We start from the raw sequence: 15,748 nt of genomic DNA, 5'->3' as shown, positions 1-15,748 counted from the left end.
GGCAGCATGGGAGGCAATCAATAAGAGGAAAGGGTTCAGTGGGTTGTTATGGAATGGCGGGGCCAGTCGTGCCGCCAGAATCGCCAGGATGTTTGTGGCCGTTGAGCGCAATATTGCCCGCAGTGACGTTCCCGCTGGTCTGATAGTCGCCTTGTGTTTGCGTGACGTTACCTTCAAACGATGCACCCGTACCGCCTTTAATCGCAATGCCACCGTTGCCGGTGATTTGACTCTGCGCGGTAACTTGCTCGCTGGCCGTCACCATCGGGGTATTAAAATCCGCTTTTTCCTCTGCGTTGACAACAAATTGTTTGCAGTTGACGCGGAACTCGTCACAGTCTGTTTCTATCAGCCGTCCGCGTTTAAGTACAATCCGAGCGCCCTCATCGGTATAAAGCGCTACCTCTCCGGGAGCGAGAGACTGGAGCCGGTAGGTCGCGTGCTCAGTTGCAATCACGACACTGTGCGACGTTTGCCCACCGAGAGGTATCACAATAGCCATCGCACCAGGCAGCGGATTTGACGTAAACCCGTAGTGCTGGAATAGCTCACTGTCTTGCAATGGTTCGCCCGCCAGTCCTTTAGCCTGGAACGTTTGCACCGAACCGGTACTATTCACCCGCGTTAAACGGATTCTAAACGCCAGTCTAATGCGATTTAACGCCCCATTAATACGTCTTTCAATATCAGGCCACATCGACAATTTGCAGCTCCTTTTTGCTCTTACGTTTACGCTGTTTTTTCTTCTTCGGATACGCATCGGGTATCCAGACGCCATCTTCCTTCAGTCTGAGCGTTGTGGTTGTGCCGCCCGGACGTCCACCGCTGAACTCACGCCCCATAAGAAAGAAAACAGCATCGATACCGTGGTACTCGCTGATTACGTGAATACGTTGCCCTGGCTCCCACAGCACGCCGTCCGATGCTCTGTGGCCGTGGACAATAGCGGTCAGACTGTAGCCAGACAGTCGCGCGTCAGACAGCGCTTTACGGGCGCGATAGTTGATTTGCTCCTGATTGTCGGCATCACCCACAACCATCACCTGCGGCCTGTAATAATTTACCGTTGGGTCTTTAACTACGGTTTTCATGCCGTGCTGGCCCGTCTCTGCTGTGCCTGTACTCAACTCAATATCGCTGTCGCTGTCATCATCGACATCGATAATCGCCAGATCCTTTTTGCTGGAGGAATGCGCGTGGCTTTGCGCTAATACCGTCAGCTCTGAAAACGATTTATCTATTGAGCTGGCATCAGACAGCGACAGCACATTATTGCCTTTGCCGTCCATCCTCATGATGAGTGACGCGACGGGCTGTTTAGTGTAATCCGGGCCACCGACAACCAACGTCCCGTCCGGCGCGAACCACGGCCACAGACCTCGACCGGCGCACGCGCGTAACAGCATGTCCCACGCCCGTTCGCCAGGCTCTGCACTGATTTTATCGCTGCGGATAGCGCTCTCAGCCTCAATGCGGACTTTTGTGATACCAAGCGGGCGGACGATCTGCGCGACGACATCCTCAAGCCCAACCTGTCGCGCGGTGAGGATTGGTGCGGCACAGTCAACAAGGATAGCGGCGCTGTCACGGCCAGACAGCGACAGCGTGACGCCACTACGCGCAACAGAACGCTGCACGCTGTCAATGCGGCCTGTCATCACCGTATCGCTGCCGACTTTTACCGTCACCGGCGCACCACGTACCACGTCAGCAGGAAACTTACCATCAGGCAGTCCCAGGCTAACGCTCCACGCATCAGCCGGTATCAGGAAGTCGCTGTCAATCTGGTAGCGTGACCAGTCCGTGTGCGCCTTGCCGTTAATAATGACGGACACAGCAGCGTTATCAGTCGCGGGGTTATTCTGCGTAGGCATTCAGCACATCCCCCGCGTTAAGGTTGTTCGGGTCGCGCAGTTGCGGGTTCAGGCGTTGCAGCTCTGCCGCGCGGGAATAGTCGTTATACCAGCGATGCGCAACCAGATGTAGGTTACCGAGCGCAGTGACGGTGCGCGTCATCAGTTGCGGTTTCTCACTGATGACAGCTTCGGCCAGCGCTTGAACTGTCAGCGCGATAGTCGCCAACTGGTCGATGACAGGCTGATAAGACAAGCCCGTCGGCTGTGCGCTGCTGCTGATTTCAGCCATCGCTGGTGCATACGCATCACGATTGATATCAATCGCGTCCTGTATCATCTGCCGCGTCTCATTGGTGATTTTCTCGATGTCGAGCGGCGTTAATACTGCTGTCAGCGCAGGGTCACTGAGCACCGCTCCAGCTTCTTCTGCCGCCTCCATCGCGACGGCCACCGCGACAATCGCGATTAACTCAACAATATCGCTCTCGACCAGTTGTGCGGGCATATCAACCGGCGCATCGATACTGCCGGAGACTAAACCAGCAGGCATGGACTGAACGGATAGCAGCGCGGCCTGCGTGCTTGCCCAATCGGCCATGATGACAGTCGGTGATGCTGCATAGTTCGTTGTAGCGATGGCTTGTTGCTCTGCACTGCTGGGTACAGTAACGGATGATGCAGCCACAGCAGATGTGCCACCACCCACATAAGCAGAATGCAGTGAACTCTTTGATGCGCCCGTTTTGAGTGACAGCGCAGAACGCAGGTCACCGAAAAACGCGCCAGGGAAATTGATAAAATCAGTTGTACCGCTGATAAATCCGCTGATATCGCTGCGGAATATCGTCACCATGTTTAATGCGCCGGTCGCCAGGCCACGCACTTTATTCATCATGGTTTTTGCCGTTCTCAGTGGCTGAGTAACATCGTCCAGCAGCGAACTGGCATTGTCGATCAGCGACTGCGTCTGATTAAAAATCTCATCGGCTTTTGATAGCGGATAGTCTTTAACAAAGAACGGATTGCCCGTTTTGGACTGCACAAACTGAATATCGATGGTGCAGTAATTGACATTCTCCGCATCGTGATTGACCTGAAACACAGCCGCCAGCATGTTCGGCATCGCACCAAACACCGGGTGTATCAGTTCCGCTGCACCTGGCTTGCGTAGAGCGTCCAGTAGCGACTGGAGGCGGGTTTCGTAATCGTCACCCCACACCACAGCCTGAATCTGTGAGCTGTGAGGCTTTAACCCCAAATCCTGAATGTCTGCGCCGTCCAGGTTAGGGTATTCATGCTGCGCAATATCGCGTTGAGCGCTGTCACGCACGTTGATCACATCGAATTTCACGCCACGAAAGGAGCCGTCTTGTAATGAGTCTGCCCAGGCCATTATTGATATGCTCCGTTCGAGCCACGCGTGGCCTGCTGGCTGTTGACTTCGTTAACTGCCTCGGCAATAACACGACTATCCAGCTCAACCTTTGTATTTATCTGAATTGGTTGGTTGCTTTGTGGCTGCTGCGGCAACAGGTAAGACGGCACGCCCATCGTCGCGGGGTTCACGTCTGCGCCGATGGTGGTCGGTCTGGCCCACCATGTTTTAACCTCATCGACCACATCAAGAAAGCCAGGAGCGGCGCGGCGGCTATCCTGAATGCGTTCCAGTTCGCTGGCGTATTTGTTCGCCTTGAGGCGGGTGCGTACTGCGGCATCACCACGCTCGACTTGCACCAGCGGGGCATCTTCGGCCGCTTGATAGAGGGCTAATGGTGCAGCGACGCGCCCAGCGACACGTGCAACACCACCCAGACGACTTAACCATGAGGGTAGCTTTGTTCCAGGAACATTCGGCGTAGTTGTCGGGCCTCCGGGTACAGGAGGGGGAGTAACGCCACCATTTCCCGATATGAGTTTCCACGCAGCCAGAACACCCCCGGCAGTAACCGCTCCCGCGCCCAGCGCTTTAATGCCTGTCGTTGCGCCAGAGAGCGCAACAGTCAACCCAGGGTATTCATTTGAGTATTTGACCAGTTTCTCGGATACATCACCGAGCAGCTTAGATAACCCATCTGTGCTGTCAATTTCTGCAAAATCAGCAGTATTTTTTAACTGCTGTATTTTGAAACCTTCAGTATCTGACATTAGCGAAAAATTCAAATCGCCCGCTGTCTCTCCAGACGGGAGACTACGTTGCTCGTTAACCTCAGTGATAACGTTCTTTGCATACTCACGGTTACTGCGATACCCGATCAGCGCCATCAGTGCCTGCCGGTCAGCGATGATCTGCCCAACAGCTGATCCCTCTAATATTTTTGCCTGTGATTCCATTATTTGGCGGCGGTCACTACCGGATGAAGAAGCTAGTTGCGCATCCAGCTTCTTGTATGCTGGGTTACTGGCAACGACTTTATCAATAATGGCAACAAACGCATCCAGTGAATTCAATCCTTTTCCCTGCGCCGCTGAGAGACTGCCTGGCAAATCTATTCCCTTGCCTTTAATTTTGACATTGCTTGCAGCGTTCGCCGCATCCTGACTTGTAATTTTCCCCAGCAGGTTTACCACATTGTTCCCAGCTTCATCACTGGTGCCAGCTGTAATCTTTGCGGCCTGATTGACGCCGAGTAAAACAGCAAAGTCATCCAATCCTTTCATGCCGTTATTACTTGCAGCCGCTAACTGTTGCGGTAACCATTTAGCCATATCTGACAACTCAAAACCGCCGGCTTGTCCGGCAGCAATCGCCATGTTCAGCGCTTTTTCCATGTCTTTATCTTCGACGCCAAACGTTTGTTTTAGTCGGATTGCTATCTGAGATAAATCCCTGGAGCTGGCTCCGCTTGCCGTCGAATATTTTTGCAGCATTGGTAATAACGTTTTAGCTGACGTCATATCAACTTCACCAGACGCCAACATTTCATTTAACGTATCTGCCGTACCTTCTTTTGTTCCGCCTCCAACCTTGACGGAATCACGGATTAGCGAGTCGATTTCTTGCATACCTGCTCGACGAGCATCAACAGTCTTCCTGTCTGAAAAGGCTGTATTTGTCATATTCGCCAGCGTCTGTTCGTATGTCATCGTATTGCTGACTGGGCGGGTTAACATAGCAGCCCCCGCAGCTACACCACCTGCGATAGCCATAGCGCCAGAACCCACCGCGCTCAGCTTATCCATGCGGCTCATAGCCTGAGCGGTTCCGCTCAACTCACCACGCAATCGGCTCACACGGTCAGTCATCGCACCGAATGCACGAGACTGCTCACTCGCCGACATAACACCCATTCGGGTTAGGCGGCTGTATGCCGCAATCGTCTGCTGGATTTCGCGCTGAATCTCACGCTCTGAGCGAATGCCTAGCGTAGAACGGGCGCTGTTCGCCCGTTTGAATTCTTCACTCAAGGCTCTCGACGCCCGGATACCTTGCTGGCTGTTCTGCTGCTGAGACTTAGCCAGGTCGTCACCGGATTTTTCTGCGGCTTTCGTCTTTGCGACAGCCTCTTCCAGCGCCTTGCGCAGTACCTTTGAGCCGTTGTCACGGGTGAGTATTGTCAGTGCGAGCTGGAGAGTACGACCCATGATTTACTTTCTCCGTTTTGTCTGCCGCTTTTGGCGTAGTGATTTTACGGTGCGGGATGTGTTGCTACCCCCAGCAGCCGGCGCTTTTCTGCCGTTCAGCCTAGCGAGAGCATTGATGTAGCCGTCCAACTCAGCACGGCTCATCGCTTCTATTTGCTGTTTTGTGATGCCGTAGCGTCCGAGGGCGAGGATAACGGTGCGGTATCCGCCGAGGGCGGTCTCGACTGCATCAGCTTTTTTTTAACGGCCGACACCTGCGCATCGATGAGATCAAAGTCCTCATCAGAAAGCTGATCTAACAGCAATTCCGTGGTGACTTTGTCACGCTCGACACCGTCCAGCGTGAGCACGCTAGCCAGGATACCGACGCGATAGTGCATACCCGCAGCGGCCCCGTCCGTTGTGCCTTTCTCTTCCTGTGTTTCTTCCAGCGCCGCAATGGTGTCGCCAACCACCGGAAGACGAACAGAGAAAGTAAAGTGGCGCTGGCCGTCAAGTTCAACGCCGTGTAGCAACATACCTTTTTCCATTTTCATTACTCCTCAACACGACGCAGTGCGGCAAACGTAATATCGCGTTTCGCTTCGCTATCAACGGTGTACTGCGCACCGACCTGGGTGCTAAAACAGTCAAGGAACGACACGCGCTTACCGCCGCTTCCGCTAACGGGATACTGCGTAATCTTGACGCCTTCCATACCTTCCCAATCCAGATCGCCACCCAACGGGATAACGACAGATACCGTTATTTGGTACTCAGCGATACCACGCGAAAATCCTTTTGCGCGACCAGTGCGGTTCATCGTCTTGACCAGCTTACGCCCAGTTTGTACGTCTTCTTTCAGGTCGGTACATTCCAGTTCTACGCCGTTCACTTCCAGAACGATGGCCCCGACGTATTCTTCTAATGCCATGATGGATTTTCCTTACAATTACAGCAGTAGGTCGATGCGACCAGCAAAGACATGCAGACCGTTCACGATATCGGCCGGAATGCGGGCGTTGAGTCGGTTAACATCCTGAGAATCACGCTCAACAATTAACTGGTCTTTATAAGCGTCAACATTCTCAATGATTTCCAGTTCTTCGAGCTTGTAGAGCACGTCAAGCAGCTCGCTGCGCACACGGTCTGGCGTGCGGGAACTCAGCTTGTCACGCGGGAAACGCAGCGTGATGCGCTCACGACAGGCTTTGCGCACGTAATCCAGCGTGCGGATAGTCGTGATATCCAGCAACGAGACATCGTCAACGCCATCCGCGTTTTTGGTGTACGTGCTGATAGCCCGGACGATTTGAACGTTGTCACCGGGGCCAATCTCAAACGGTGTCAGCCCGTTGTACAACGCATTTTCCTGCTCGTTACGACCTGGGCGTGCAGACAGCGCCGTCACATCTAGCGTGTTCATCGCTAGGGTGTTCAGTGGCCGAGCGGGATCCTCTTCACTGGCGATAACAGCGGCATACGCAGCAGCAATTTGCGCCGGTGTCTTCACCGAGCCGTTATGCCAGCCGAACGTAATACGCCCATTGTTGATACTGGCCGACAGTGTAGAGCCGATTGACAGTGATTTATGCCAGCCCGCAACGCCAATCGCGCCGCGCTGCTCCAATGGGCCGCTGACGTTATCCAGATACGTGCGCAGGGCTGTTAATGCTGTCTGCGTCGCATAGGGACTGACGATAATATTGTGACCAGCAGCGAACACAGCAGCGAAAGCGGGTGCAATATTAGGATCAACATCACCATTCATCATTGACGCCGCCGCAGCGATTACACCTGCCGCTGTTGATGCGATGCGCAGCGTAATGTCATTGCCCGCCACGCCTTTATTTTTGGCCGTCAGCGTGACTACACCAGCGGCGGCAGAAGCAGTGACCGGCAATGCTGTTTTTTGCCCGATTGCCGTATTCAGCGCAGCAGCAACGGTCGCAGCGGTATCATCAGCAGACACAGCAACATCAATACGCGTTGCACCGACAAACGCGCTCACCGTTCCAGACGCTGTCGCCGTTCCGGTTAGTGTCATCGTTCCTGTTGCTGCTGTTGCTGCCCCTGCATCGCTGACGCCAATAACCTGCAATTGCAAATAGCTGTTACAGCCAATGGCTTCCGCAACCATAAGATGGGCCATTGAACCGCGACCAAATAGCGTGGCCGCTTCTTCATCAGAGAACACGTTAACCGCATTGAGTGGGGTTGCCGTGCCGCTGCTAAGCATCTGCGCGACAAGTAGAACCTTTTGCTGATTGCTCGGTAACGTGCGCACCGCAAGCCGTGTATTGAACTCAAAATATTTCCCAGGCTTGCGGATGCTACTGCCGATTTCGTAAAACTCGACGTTAGGACTCGCCACGGCTCACCTCCTCAGATTTGCCTTTCTTTGCTACTACCGCGTCGTCAGTAACGACTACCAGATCACCGGCATTTAACTGCCGCTGGTAGTACGCCGTCAGCGCGACTTCGCCCGCTATTTCATCAGTGATGTAACGGCGGCCGTTATCTTCACGCGGCACCTGAACCCCCGGAGCCGCTTTAACCTTGATTTTCATGATGGATCACATCCTCTGCATCCGGCGACGTAGATGTCTGCGGAATGTCATAGCTCAAATGGGTGCGCAGCCAGTCTGGGTCGTCTTCGCTTACCGCCCCCTGATAACCAGAAAAAACGCTGTCAGGATGGAACGGTGCCGCGCCGTCTAGCGGGTATTTGCCGTTTTCCAGCGCGGTTTCCATCCACACCGTGTCGAACTCACACGCAAATACTGACAGCGCCTGGTTTTCCAGCTTGGTGTTAAACAAAGGCCGTACACGGCCTGGCATCAAAACGTCGATCTTTAACCCGGACTCGGCTAAATCCTGCCCGGAGATCAACCGGCGTACAGCTTCGACCATGCGATAAGTACCGACCTCATCAGTCCGCGCGCCGCCGTGGCGTGAGGACTCTTCACTGCGCACGCTGCGCTCGCCGACAATCACCACAAAACGCCCGGTGGTTTTGTACTTCCGTTTACCAATATTGGCGTTTTGCGTGTTCTGGATGCCGCCGAACGTCACCCATACGGCTGGCATTGCACGAGCAACCTCTGCGGGTTCGCCGTCCAGTTCACCACCGTAAGAACACACATTTGCAGCCATACGGCCCAGCCCTTTGCGTAGCCGGTCAATCATTGCCAGCTCAATATCACGGATAATCAAAATGCACCTCCGCCTGTAGAACCCCTGTCAAACACGCGCCCCGCAGACTGGAAACGTGCCCCGGAGCTGGTTTGTTGCACAAGCTGTCCATCTGGCATTTTTCCGAGCGTGATGCGGCCATCAGCGACACGTTCCAGATAGCGGATGGCGTCCTCATAGCGCAGACGAACCTCATCAGTCATCTGTGTACCCGCACCGCACAGCAGGTAACGGGTAATATCACAGCAGCGACCAACCAGAATGCGAGGCGTATCCGACCAGGGAACGGGATAACGACCAGCCAGATAGCTATCGATTTCCGCACTGGCGCGATCTAACGCGCCATTCAGCACCACTTCGTCGATATCGCCGGTAAAACTCCGGTCGGTGAGTGCAACACATTCACGCTCACCGAACGCCAGCACAATATCGTCACGGGTCGCGTACATTATTTTTTCGCCTTCGTCGCGTCAGCCGCAGTTAGCTGTGCCTGGAGTGCATCACGCTCGGTGGTTAGTGCCGTATTGCTTTCCCGCAGGACATCACGTTCAGCTGACACCGCTTCAATCGCTGCATTAGCGGACGCAATATCACGCCCCAGATCTGCTACGCGGGTTTTGAGCGCGTCACGCTCGCCAATCAGCGCCGCCGAGGCTTTTTCCGCCGTTTTCAGTTTTTCCAGCGCAGCCGACAGTTGTTTAGCCGTGTCCCTGTTTTTTTCTACATCACCGCTGACGCGAACGACGATCAACTGCGGATCGTTTTCCAGCACTGTTAACTGTACAGCAGTGAAATGGTCATCAGCATAGGTCTGGGTTTTGGCGCTGTGCGCCATGCCGCAACGGCGAAAGCCGTCGTTGCGGGCAGTAATTTGAATTGGCATTATTCACTTACTCCTGTAGAGCCATAGGCCATTTGCCAGAACCCATATCCAGCCGCCGCACGAGCTTCAGCACCGAAGCGGAATTTTTTACGCATAAAGACGTTTTCGGAGTTGTAGTCTATCTGCTCGACAAATTCGGGCTTCTTACGGTCCTGATAGATAAGAGGCTTGACTGCGCGGGTAGTGTCCAGCAAGAACCACGCGCTATCAGATGCCAGCTCAGGTGCAACCAATACTTCCGCTGTATTGCGATACGGATTTGGTGTGCCGTCTGGGAATTTTTCGGCTGTCATCAAATAATTCGCATCGTCTTCCAGCGTTACAGGCACAACTAGCACGCCTGGCCGGATTTTCAGTGATGCGCCTTCGTCATCTTTGAAATTACGCATAGTGGTGCGGGCGGCACCATAGGAGGCTTTAGCTTCCGCCAGTGAGCCTACCTTCAATTTTTTCGTTCCCATGTTTGAAACCGAGTGAGGCACATCGTTTCCAACGGGATGATCGGTATCAAAGAACGGTTGTCCGTCATAACACTTCAATGCGAAGCCCTGACTTAGCAACGCAAACACCAGGTCAGCGGGTAATTCAGCAGCGGATTGGCCTGCCTCTCTAGCCTGAGTTGCTAGCCCCAGTACTTGATCATCTTCGATTTCGTTGCGCTCAACTTCGACTGTGGCTTCAAAATCATCGTTGACGATGCTGTAGTTGAAGGCTGACAGGGCCTTAATGACCTTATCCCCGATCCACTTGCGCATTTTCGGGAAACGACCCAGCCAACTGTAATCATTCTGTTTCCCGGTCGATGGCACGACCATTGCAATTTTTTTCCAGTCCGTCGGCGTTTGGTCAAACGCATTCTGGAAGCTAGTTTTCAGATTGACGAAAATCGCCCTTACGTTCTTTACATTCACTAACACGGTATTTCTCCTTAAATCAGAACCCAGACGCCATTACTGCCGACTGCCTGAACCTTCCCCGCTACAGGGCGGGCATTGGTATTGTTGGTTTTCGCGACGGTCTGACTGTCCACGACATAGCAGTCTTTGCCGACATCAGCTTGCGTCACTGCATCGGCCGCATGGTTGACGAACTGCCACGCACGGCTACGTCGCACTAGTGCATCAGCGCTGCCGTTCGCACCCGCGCTGTTATCCACCCAGCCGTCACTGACTCCGAGCGTGATTTGCGTGGCCGTCGCCGTCGCGGGAACGGCATAACCGGCAGCATTAGCGGCAATAATGTGACCGCCAAAAATTTCGGTTGATGCTGCAACCGGGACGGGGAACAGCAGCCCGTCACGGTGTGGTGTATTGCGATCACTCATTACCTTCTCCTTTTACAAACTTCGCCACCTCAGCAGGATCAATGCCCATCAGGTTGCAGATAGCGACGTCTACGACATCGTCGTCATTGTCGGTTGCGGTTTTGGGTTTCACGCCAGGGGGCGGCAGGCCCCTGGTTTGGGTAGTTGTCAGCGCCGCGATTTTTGGCGCGTTATCCAGAAACGCTTTAAGACTGTCTGGCGATGACTCCGCCAGAGATTTCGCCCAGCCTTTTTGCGCGGGTAACAAACGTCCGTCAGACAATGCGACGGTGATCAACTCCGCACATTGCTGCTGCGCCAGCGCCGCCGTGTTGTTATTCGCGGTTGCCAATGCTTCCGTGACGGATTGCTGCATCACATCGACAGAAACCCACTTAGCGGGGTCGGGACTTGCGACCTGTGTGGTCAGCGCAACAACGCTGGCGGCATCCGCTGTGAGCTTTTCAATCAAATTGAACGGATTAGCCGACAGCGTGTTAAATGATGCTGCCGCTGTTCCTGCGGTCGCAGATGCCAGTTGATCAATGAGCTTGTTTAGCTCGGCGGTAATGTCTTCTGCGGTGGCTGTGATAGGTAAATTCAGCATCCAGCGCAGACGCTCAAGTAGTTCGTCCATAGTGTCCTCTTGGGTTGATGATGCGCTGGTCAAGAATGACGCGGCAGCCAACATGACTTCGTCCATTCCGTCCAGCGCGGGAGTGTTCGTAAGCGCAGCGTGCAGGAGCTGCAAGACGCGGCCTGATTTGTCGTAAGAAAAAACTGGGGAAACAAAGCGGTATGAGCCGTCGGCAATCATCGCGGCGGCGCTGTCTGTCCAAATCACATCGACGGCAAACAAGCCGACGCCTTCGCGCCATTCCAGCGTTTTGAACCAGCCGGAAGCTGGGGCGGGCTTGCCGTTCTTTGCTGCACGCAGGGTCTGGTGTTCGTAATCGATGACATACGGGGTCAGCTGTGCGTTAGCGGCGGCAATCAATGCCTGCGCGACCTCAGCAGTCATAATCCATGCAGGGCATTCGGTAGGACGGTCATCACGTGCCCGGAACTCACCAGCCGGAAACAACTGGATGACGCCGAGGGAGGCTTTATTGATTTCTGCGGCAAGGGCAGCAACGAGTAATTTCTTTTTCATACCGCCAGAATGGCAGCACGCTAATCAACGAATAAGAGGAAGGGGTTCAGTGGGTAACAGTAGAGAGGAAATGACGCTTTTTATCTTGCCACTCAAATCATGGCAACGGCAACCGATATGACCGCATTTAAACCCCGTTTAAATCACGTTGTAAGCCCCTTAAACACATAAGGGGCGGTAACGGCATGATGAAACAACGAAAACGCGCTCAGCGGCGTTTTTATGAGGCCGGCGTTAACCGTCAATCACGCGCTTTAAATATTCTGCCGCCGTGTTCTCCATTCCCTCAACATCCGATTCCGTAAGGTGCAGGAACGGACGCGCAGGGATAGTGATCCTATACTCTCCCATCGTGTTCCATTGAGAAAAATTGGATTTTGATTTTTTCACGAACCGATTACCGACACTGCCGTCTTTGTTCTGCTTGTAGTAAGCCCGTTGGCTGCGGGCGGGCATATTGATCGTGCCGCCCTCCTGGTGAATGCGGGCATAGACAACGTTAGTCCCGACCGTGGCGCTGTCATTGTCGCTGTACTCATTGATACTCGCCGCCAGTCGCCCTGATTTTTGCAGTATTTTTCCGCCCTGGCGTTTTTTAGCATAGCGTGGACTCCAGCCAGCCCAAGCAGGACGACCCTGTTGCGCGAAATTCTCTTCGACCGCATCATGCATCGCGGCGGCCATCTCACGCATAAGAGGCTGTCGGTGTTCAATGCGACTAATCAGCTCACCGAGGCCGCGCTCAAAATCGGTAATGTCATATTTTATTTCGTACATAAATTACTCGGTGTATACTTAAGGTGCGGTGGATGGGAAGCTGTTTCCAATGGGTAACGGTTGCTACTACGCCACGAGTGTTGAGCATGATCCGGTTCGAGTCCGGCGCTTCTCATCCCGCCGCTTAATCCAGATTGCCAAACAGCACTTCGTTAATCCCTTTGTTTCTCAGCGACTCGTCATTCGCCAAGATTTTCCCTGTTCTTATCAGATTGGTTTTTATCCTTTCTTTCTTTCCGCCCTCTGGCGGCCGAGCTTTTAGCTCCCGATCGATAAACACGACCAGCTTGCCGGAGGTGTCCGGTAGATCTAAAACGTAGGTCAATGCCGCGTCGGCTTTCTGCGTGTTATAGAGAATGGCTTTAGGATTGAGTATAAACTCTGGTAGGCGTTGCCATAGCGACTCAGGAAGCTGCGCATCCTTGCTGTCGCGAATGGCGTGCAACAGGTTTTCATCTGTCAACGTGATAACGGATGACTCAACGGCGACGCCTTTCTCTGCCAGACGGTCAACCACTTGAGGCGGTAGTGCGCCGACGTGCCGGAGCTGGCCGCGAGCCTGCTTGTTTAGCAGCGTATTATTGACGAACGCATTAACGTCCGTTGAAACGGCCTTTAACAGCGTTTCATTGCCCATTGTTTGACGAACAGCCAGCGCTGCCAGTTGTGGGTCTGCGACTGCCGAACGCTCAAGCAGCCGCTGGCCGAGCGATGCCAGATAACCCTGTCCGGGATTGTGACCGAAACCAGCGTCAGGCGTATACAGTTGACCGTTCCACTTAATGGCCCGTACCGTCCGCGAGTCATTCGGCCCCCACGCTTGTTCGACATCGACGATCTCGCTGTGCTGAACCGTGACTTTCAGGCGTTCAATATCGGACTGCGAACGAGCACGAACGCGGCAGCGACATCCATAACCATCTGGCGGGTACATAAACTGCCAGACAGGGTCGTCATAGCGTGCGATGTAGCCATGCAGCGCGGCATGGCTGGGGCGAATATGCGAATCCATTACACCGATTCGCTCCCAGTAAGGGCGAAACTCCGCGTTAGCGAGCTGCTCTTCGTAACGGCCTGCGCTGTAGGCCGCTTGCATATTCGTCTCAAAAATGGTTTTCAGACGGCGCGGCGTGAGCTTTTTCCCTTCGAGCACACCGTCTTCGTCGGCTTTCAGCCCTTGCCCCTTACCGAGCCAGCCTTTTTGCTCAAGAACGGGCGTTAATCGACGCCGGAACTGCTCCAGGGTTTCGCCGTTCTTCAACGCTGCATTCAATCCGCCCCGGATATCTTCTAATACATCTTGTTTGAGAATACCGGCGACGGTGAATGCGGTAGCATGGGCGCGGGCTTCGACGTCATGCCAGTTAAAGCCGATGGTATAGCCTTTGGATTCAAAATAGCGGATCGCTTCTTCGGGTTTCAGACCGATAGCGTAGCCGAGGTTGACATCGTTAGGCGTCGGCATTCAGTCGCCCCCAGATATCGGCGACAAACAATGCCTGGGAAAGCAGTTGCTGGAGATGCGCATCATCCAACGCAGGATAGCTGGCCGCGATGATATCGAGCGCATCGTCTGGCGTTTGTCCCTGCTGTAACGCTGTGACAAGTGGTGCAATCAGCGCCTGCATTGCATCGTTGATTGCTTCTGGCGTTGAGCGTGCGCTGTCGAGTGCCGATTGTGCCGGGTCGCTGATTTCACCAGGTGCAGTGCTTAATGCCGCAAAACCACGGTAGGGTGATGTGGATAATCCCGTAAGTGAGGGACGCGGAGCGGCTTCTAGCACCGGCTCGTTATTCTGTGGGACGGGAATACCAACTTTCTTGTGTACCCATGAAAGCGGAATAGTCTTCATCCCGGCCTGAACCAGCGTCGACACTCCGGTCGAGAACGTTCCGATATCTTCCAGCTCACTGGTATCAAAAACGAATTTCGGCAAGCGGCGGCGGCTCACTTGATAGCCGTTAATCGACAGCAGCATCTGGATCATGTTCGAGAAAAAGCCGCGTAGCTGTTTCGCGTCGGCAACCAGGATATCGTTGCGCACGTCGTTGTGAACGTTGCCCAGGGCGTTCGTTGAGGTTTTACCGTCCGCCTGGCTCGTCAGCGTTCCGCCGAGCACCGCTTTCGATACGGTACGCTCGCACCAGTCGATCATCGCCATAAACGGATCGGATTGACCGTCAGCAGCGGCTTCAAATGAGATTTCGCTGCCCATCGGGATAATACCGGCGGCGTTGTGGCCAAGCGTAACGAGCGCGTGTAACAACGCGTCTTTCTGGTCGTCAGACGACCCTTCCATGTATTTTCCGACCCGCGCGGGTAAACCGTAAATCTCAAGGAATTCAGCAAAATCACGCACGGAATAATTTTTAAACAGATACGGCCAGACCAAGACGCGGTATAACCCAGACTGTGCAATGTAGCCCGCTTTAGCGTTATGAGTGTGAACCAGCCAGCCGAACGGCCATAGCTCCGAGCCATTCATGCTACCGTCAGAAAGGCGAACTGTATCGTCAATCTCCGGGTTAGTGCAGAACCAGCGATGCGGGCGCAATTTGATTTGCGCGGGGAGCCAGATATTGTCTTCAAACTCCCACTTTTCAATTTCTTGCGCTGAAAATCCGTGCCCAATAGCCTCCGCAGCATTGAGAATAATGTCCTCAAAATCGGGAATGTCATCCATCCATTCGGCCACCATCGCTGCCAGGCTTTTCTCTTCGGCGGTCGCATTACGCGGCGGTTCGATGCTCCAGTCCAAACCCAATAGCGCATTCTTGCGCTTTGCCATCTCAGAGAATATATGCCCGTCTTTCTCGACCATGTCTTCAAACAGGTCAGCTTGCGCGGCCAGATCGCCACGCTCGGCGGCTTCCAGGATACGCGGCAAGCGGCGAATCGTCAGGCCACGCGAGGGATGCTCTGGAAAATGCCGGGTTATTTGCGCCACACGCGCTGTCTGCGGGGATTTCAGTACCTCGCGGTTAAGCGGACGACCATATTGATCAACAATCTGAGCCAT

At 54.0% G+C, this 15,748-nt stretch carries 17 protein-coding genes; all 17 read right to left on the bottom strand.

Annotated features, from left to right (window positions below):
* Positions 1 to 46: 46 nt before the first annotated feature.
* Complete coding sequence (locus tag GZ59_RS11940) at positions 47 to 697, bottom strand: phage baseplate assembly protein V (protein WP_039292026.1); 651 nt, start codon at positions 695 to 697, stop codon at positions 47 to 49.
* Positions 687 to 1,874 carry a phage baseplate assembly protein gene (locus tag GZ59_RS11935; RefSeq protein ID WP_039292024.1) on the bottom strand — a complete coding sequence of 396 codons (1,188 nt, stop codon included), beginning with the start codon at positions 1,872 to 1,874 and terminating at the stop codon, positions 687 to 689. Before GZ59_RS11935 ends, GZ59_RS11940 begins: the two co-directional genes overlap by 11 nt.
* On the bottom strand, positions 1,858 to 3,249 hold the full coding sequence (locus GZ59_RS11930) for a DNA circularization protein (protein ID WP_039292020.1): 1,392 nt from the start codon (positions 3,247 to 3,249) through the stop codon (positions 1,858 to 1,860). Before GZ59_RS11930 ends, GZ59_RS11935 begins: the two co-directional genes overlap by 17 nt.
* Entirely contained in the window at positions 3,249 to 5,438 is a 2,190-nt protein-coding gene (locus GZ59_RS11925) for a phage tail tape measure protein (protein WP_039292017.1), read from the bottom strand. The genes GZ59_RS11930 and GZ59_RS11925 overlap by 1 nt, the downstream gene beginning before the upstream one ends.
* Before the next feature lie 149 nt (positions 5,439 to 5,587).
* The gene (locus GZ59_RS11920; protein WP_039295069.1) at positions 5,588 to 5,968 is read right to left on the bottom strand and encodes a hypothetical protein; all 381 of its coding nucleotides are present in this window, start codon (positions 5,966 to 5,968) and stop codon (positions 5,588 to 5,590) included.
* A 5-nt stretch (positions 5,969 to 5,973) separates the two neighbouring features.
* Positions 5,974 to 6,351: a hypothetical protein gene (locus GZ59_RS11915; protein ID WP_039292014.1), complete on the bottom strand. Its 378-nt coding sequence runs from the start codon at positions 6,349 to 6,351 to the stop codon at positions 5,974 to 5,976.
* A gap of 18 nt (positions 6,352 to 6,369) precedes the next feature.
* Positions 6,370 to 7,791 carry a phage tail sheath C-terminal domain-containing protein gene (locus tag GZ59_RS11910; protein ID WP_039292011.1) on the bottom strand — a complete coding sequence of 474 codons (1,422 nt, stop codon included), beginning with the start codon at positions 7,789 to 7,791 and terminating at the stop codon, positions 6,370 to 6,372.
* Positions 7,778 to 7,987 carry a hypothetical protein gene (locus GZ59_RS11905; protein ID WP_039292008.1) on the bottom strand — a complete coding sequence of 70 codons (210 nt, stop codon included), beginning with the start codon at positions 7,985 to 7,987 and terminating at the stop codon, positions 7,778 to 7,780. Before GZ59_RS11905 ends, GZ59_RS11910 begins: the two co-directional genes overlap by 14 nt.
* Positions 7,971 to 8,633 carry a DUF1834 family protein gene (locus tag GZ59_RS11900; protein WP_039292005.1) on the bottom strand — a complete coding sequence of 221 codons (663 nt, stop codon included), beginning with the start codon at positions 8,631 to 8,633 and terminating at the stop codon, positions 7,971 to 7,973. Before GZ59_RS11900 ends, GZ59_RS11905 begins: the two co-directional genes overlap by 17 nt.
* Positions 8,630 to 9,061 (bottom strand): gp436 family protein, encoded by a 432-nt coding sequence (locus GZ59_RS11895; protein ID WP_039292002.1) that lies wholly within the window; start codon positions 9,059 to 9,061, stop codon positions 8,630 to 8,632. Before GZ59_RS11895 ends, GZ59_RS11900 begins: the two co-directional genes overlap by 4 nt.
* A complete protein-coding gene (locus GZ59_RS11890) occupies positions 9,061 to 9,495 on the bottom strand; it encodes an HI1506-related protein (RefSeq protein WP_051918070.1) in 435 nt (144 codons plus the stop codon). The genes GZ59_RS11895 and GZ59_RS11890 overlap by 1 nt, the downstream gene beginning before the upstream one ends.
* Positions 9,495 to 10,412: a Mu-like prophage major head subunit gpT family protein gene (locus GZ59_RS11885; protein ID WP_039291999.1), complete on the bottom strand. Its 918-nt coding sequence runs from the start codon at positions 10,410 to 10,412 to the stop codon at positions 9,495 to 9,497. Before GZ59_RS11885 ends, GZ59_RS11890 begins: the two co-directional genes overlap by 1 nt.
* Positions 10,413 to 10,423: 11 nt before the next feature.
* Complete coding sequence (locus GZ59_RS11880; RefSeq protein WP_039291996.1) at positions 10,424 to 10,819, bottom strand: hypothetical protein; 396 nt, start codon at positions 10,817 to 10,819, stop codon at positions 10,424 to 10,426.
* The gene (locus GZ59_RS11875) at positions 10,812 to 11,951 is read right to left on the bottom strand and encodes a phage protease (RefSeq protein ID WP_039291993.1); all 1,140 of its coding nucleotides are present in this window, start codon (positions 11,949 to 11,951) and stop codon (positions 10,812 to 10,814) included. The genes GZ59_RS11880 and GZ59_RS11875 overlap by 8 nt, the downstream gene beginning before the upstream one ends.
* Positions 11,952 to 12,185: 234 nt before the next feature.
* Positions 12,186 to 12,728: a phage virion morphogenesis protein gene (locus GZ59_RS11870; protein ID WP_039291990.1), complete on the bottom strand. Its 543-nt coding sequence runs from the start codon at positions 12,726 to 12,728 to the stop codon at positions 12,186 to 12,188.
* A 124-nt stretch (positions 12,729 to 12,852) separates the two neighbouring features.
* Positions 12,853 to 14,193, bottom strand: a complete 1,341-nt coding sequence (locus GZ59_RS11865; protein WP_039291988.1) for a phage head morphogenesis protein — start codon at positions 14,191 to 14,193, stop codon at positions 12,853 to 12,855.
* Positions 14,180 to 15,748: a DUF935 domain-containing protein gene (locus GZ59_RS11860; protein WP_039291986.1), complete on the bottom strand. Its 1,569-nt coding sequence runs from the start codon at positions 15,746 to 15,748 to the stop codon at positions 14,180 to 14,182. Before GZ59_RS11860 ends, GZ59_RS11865 begins: the two co-directional genes overlap by 14 nt.

The organism is Pectobacterium atrosepticum, from assembly GCF_000740965.1.
Lineage (GTDB): Bacteria > Pseudomonadota > Gammaproteobacteria > Enterobacterales > Enterobacteriaceae > Pectobacterium > Pectobacterium atrosepticum.
The sequence above is the reverse complement of the archived record's forward strand: the minus strand, read 5'-3'. Positions and strand labels throughout refer to the sequence as shown.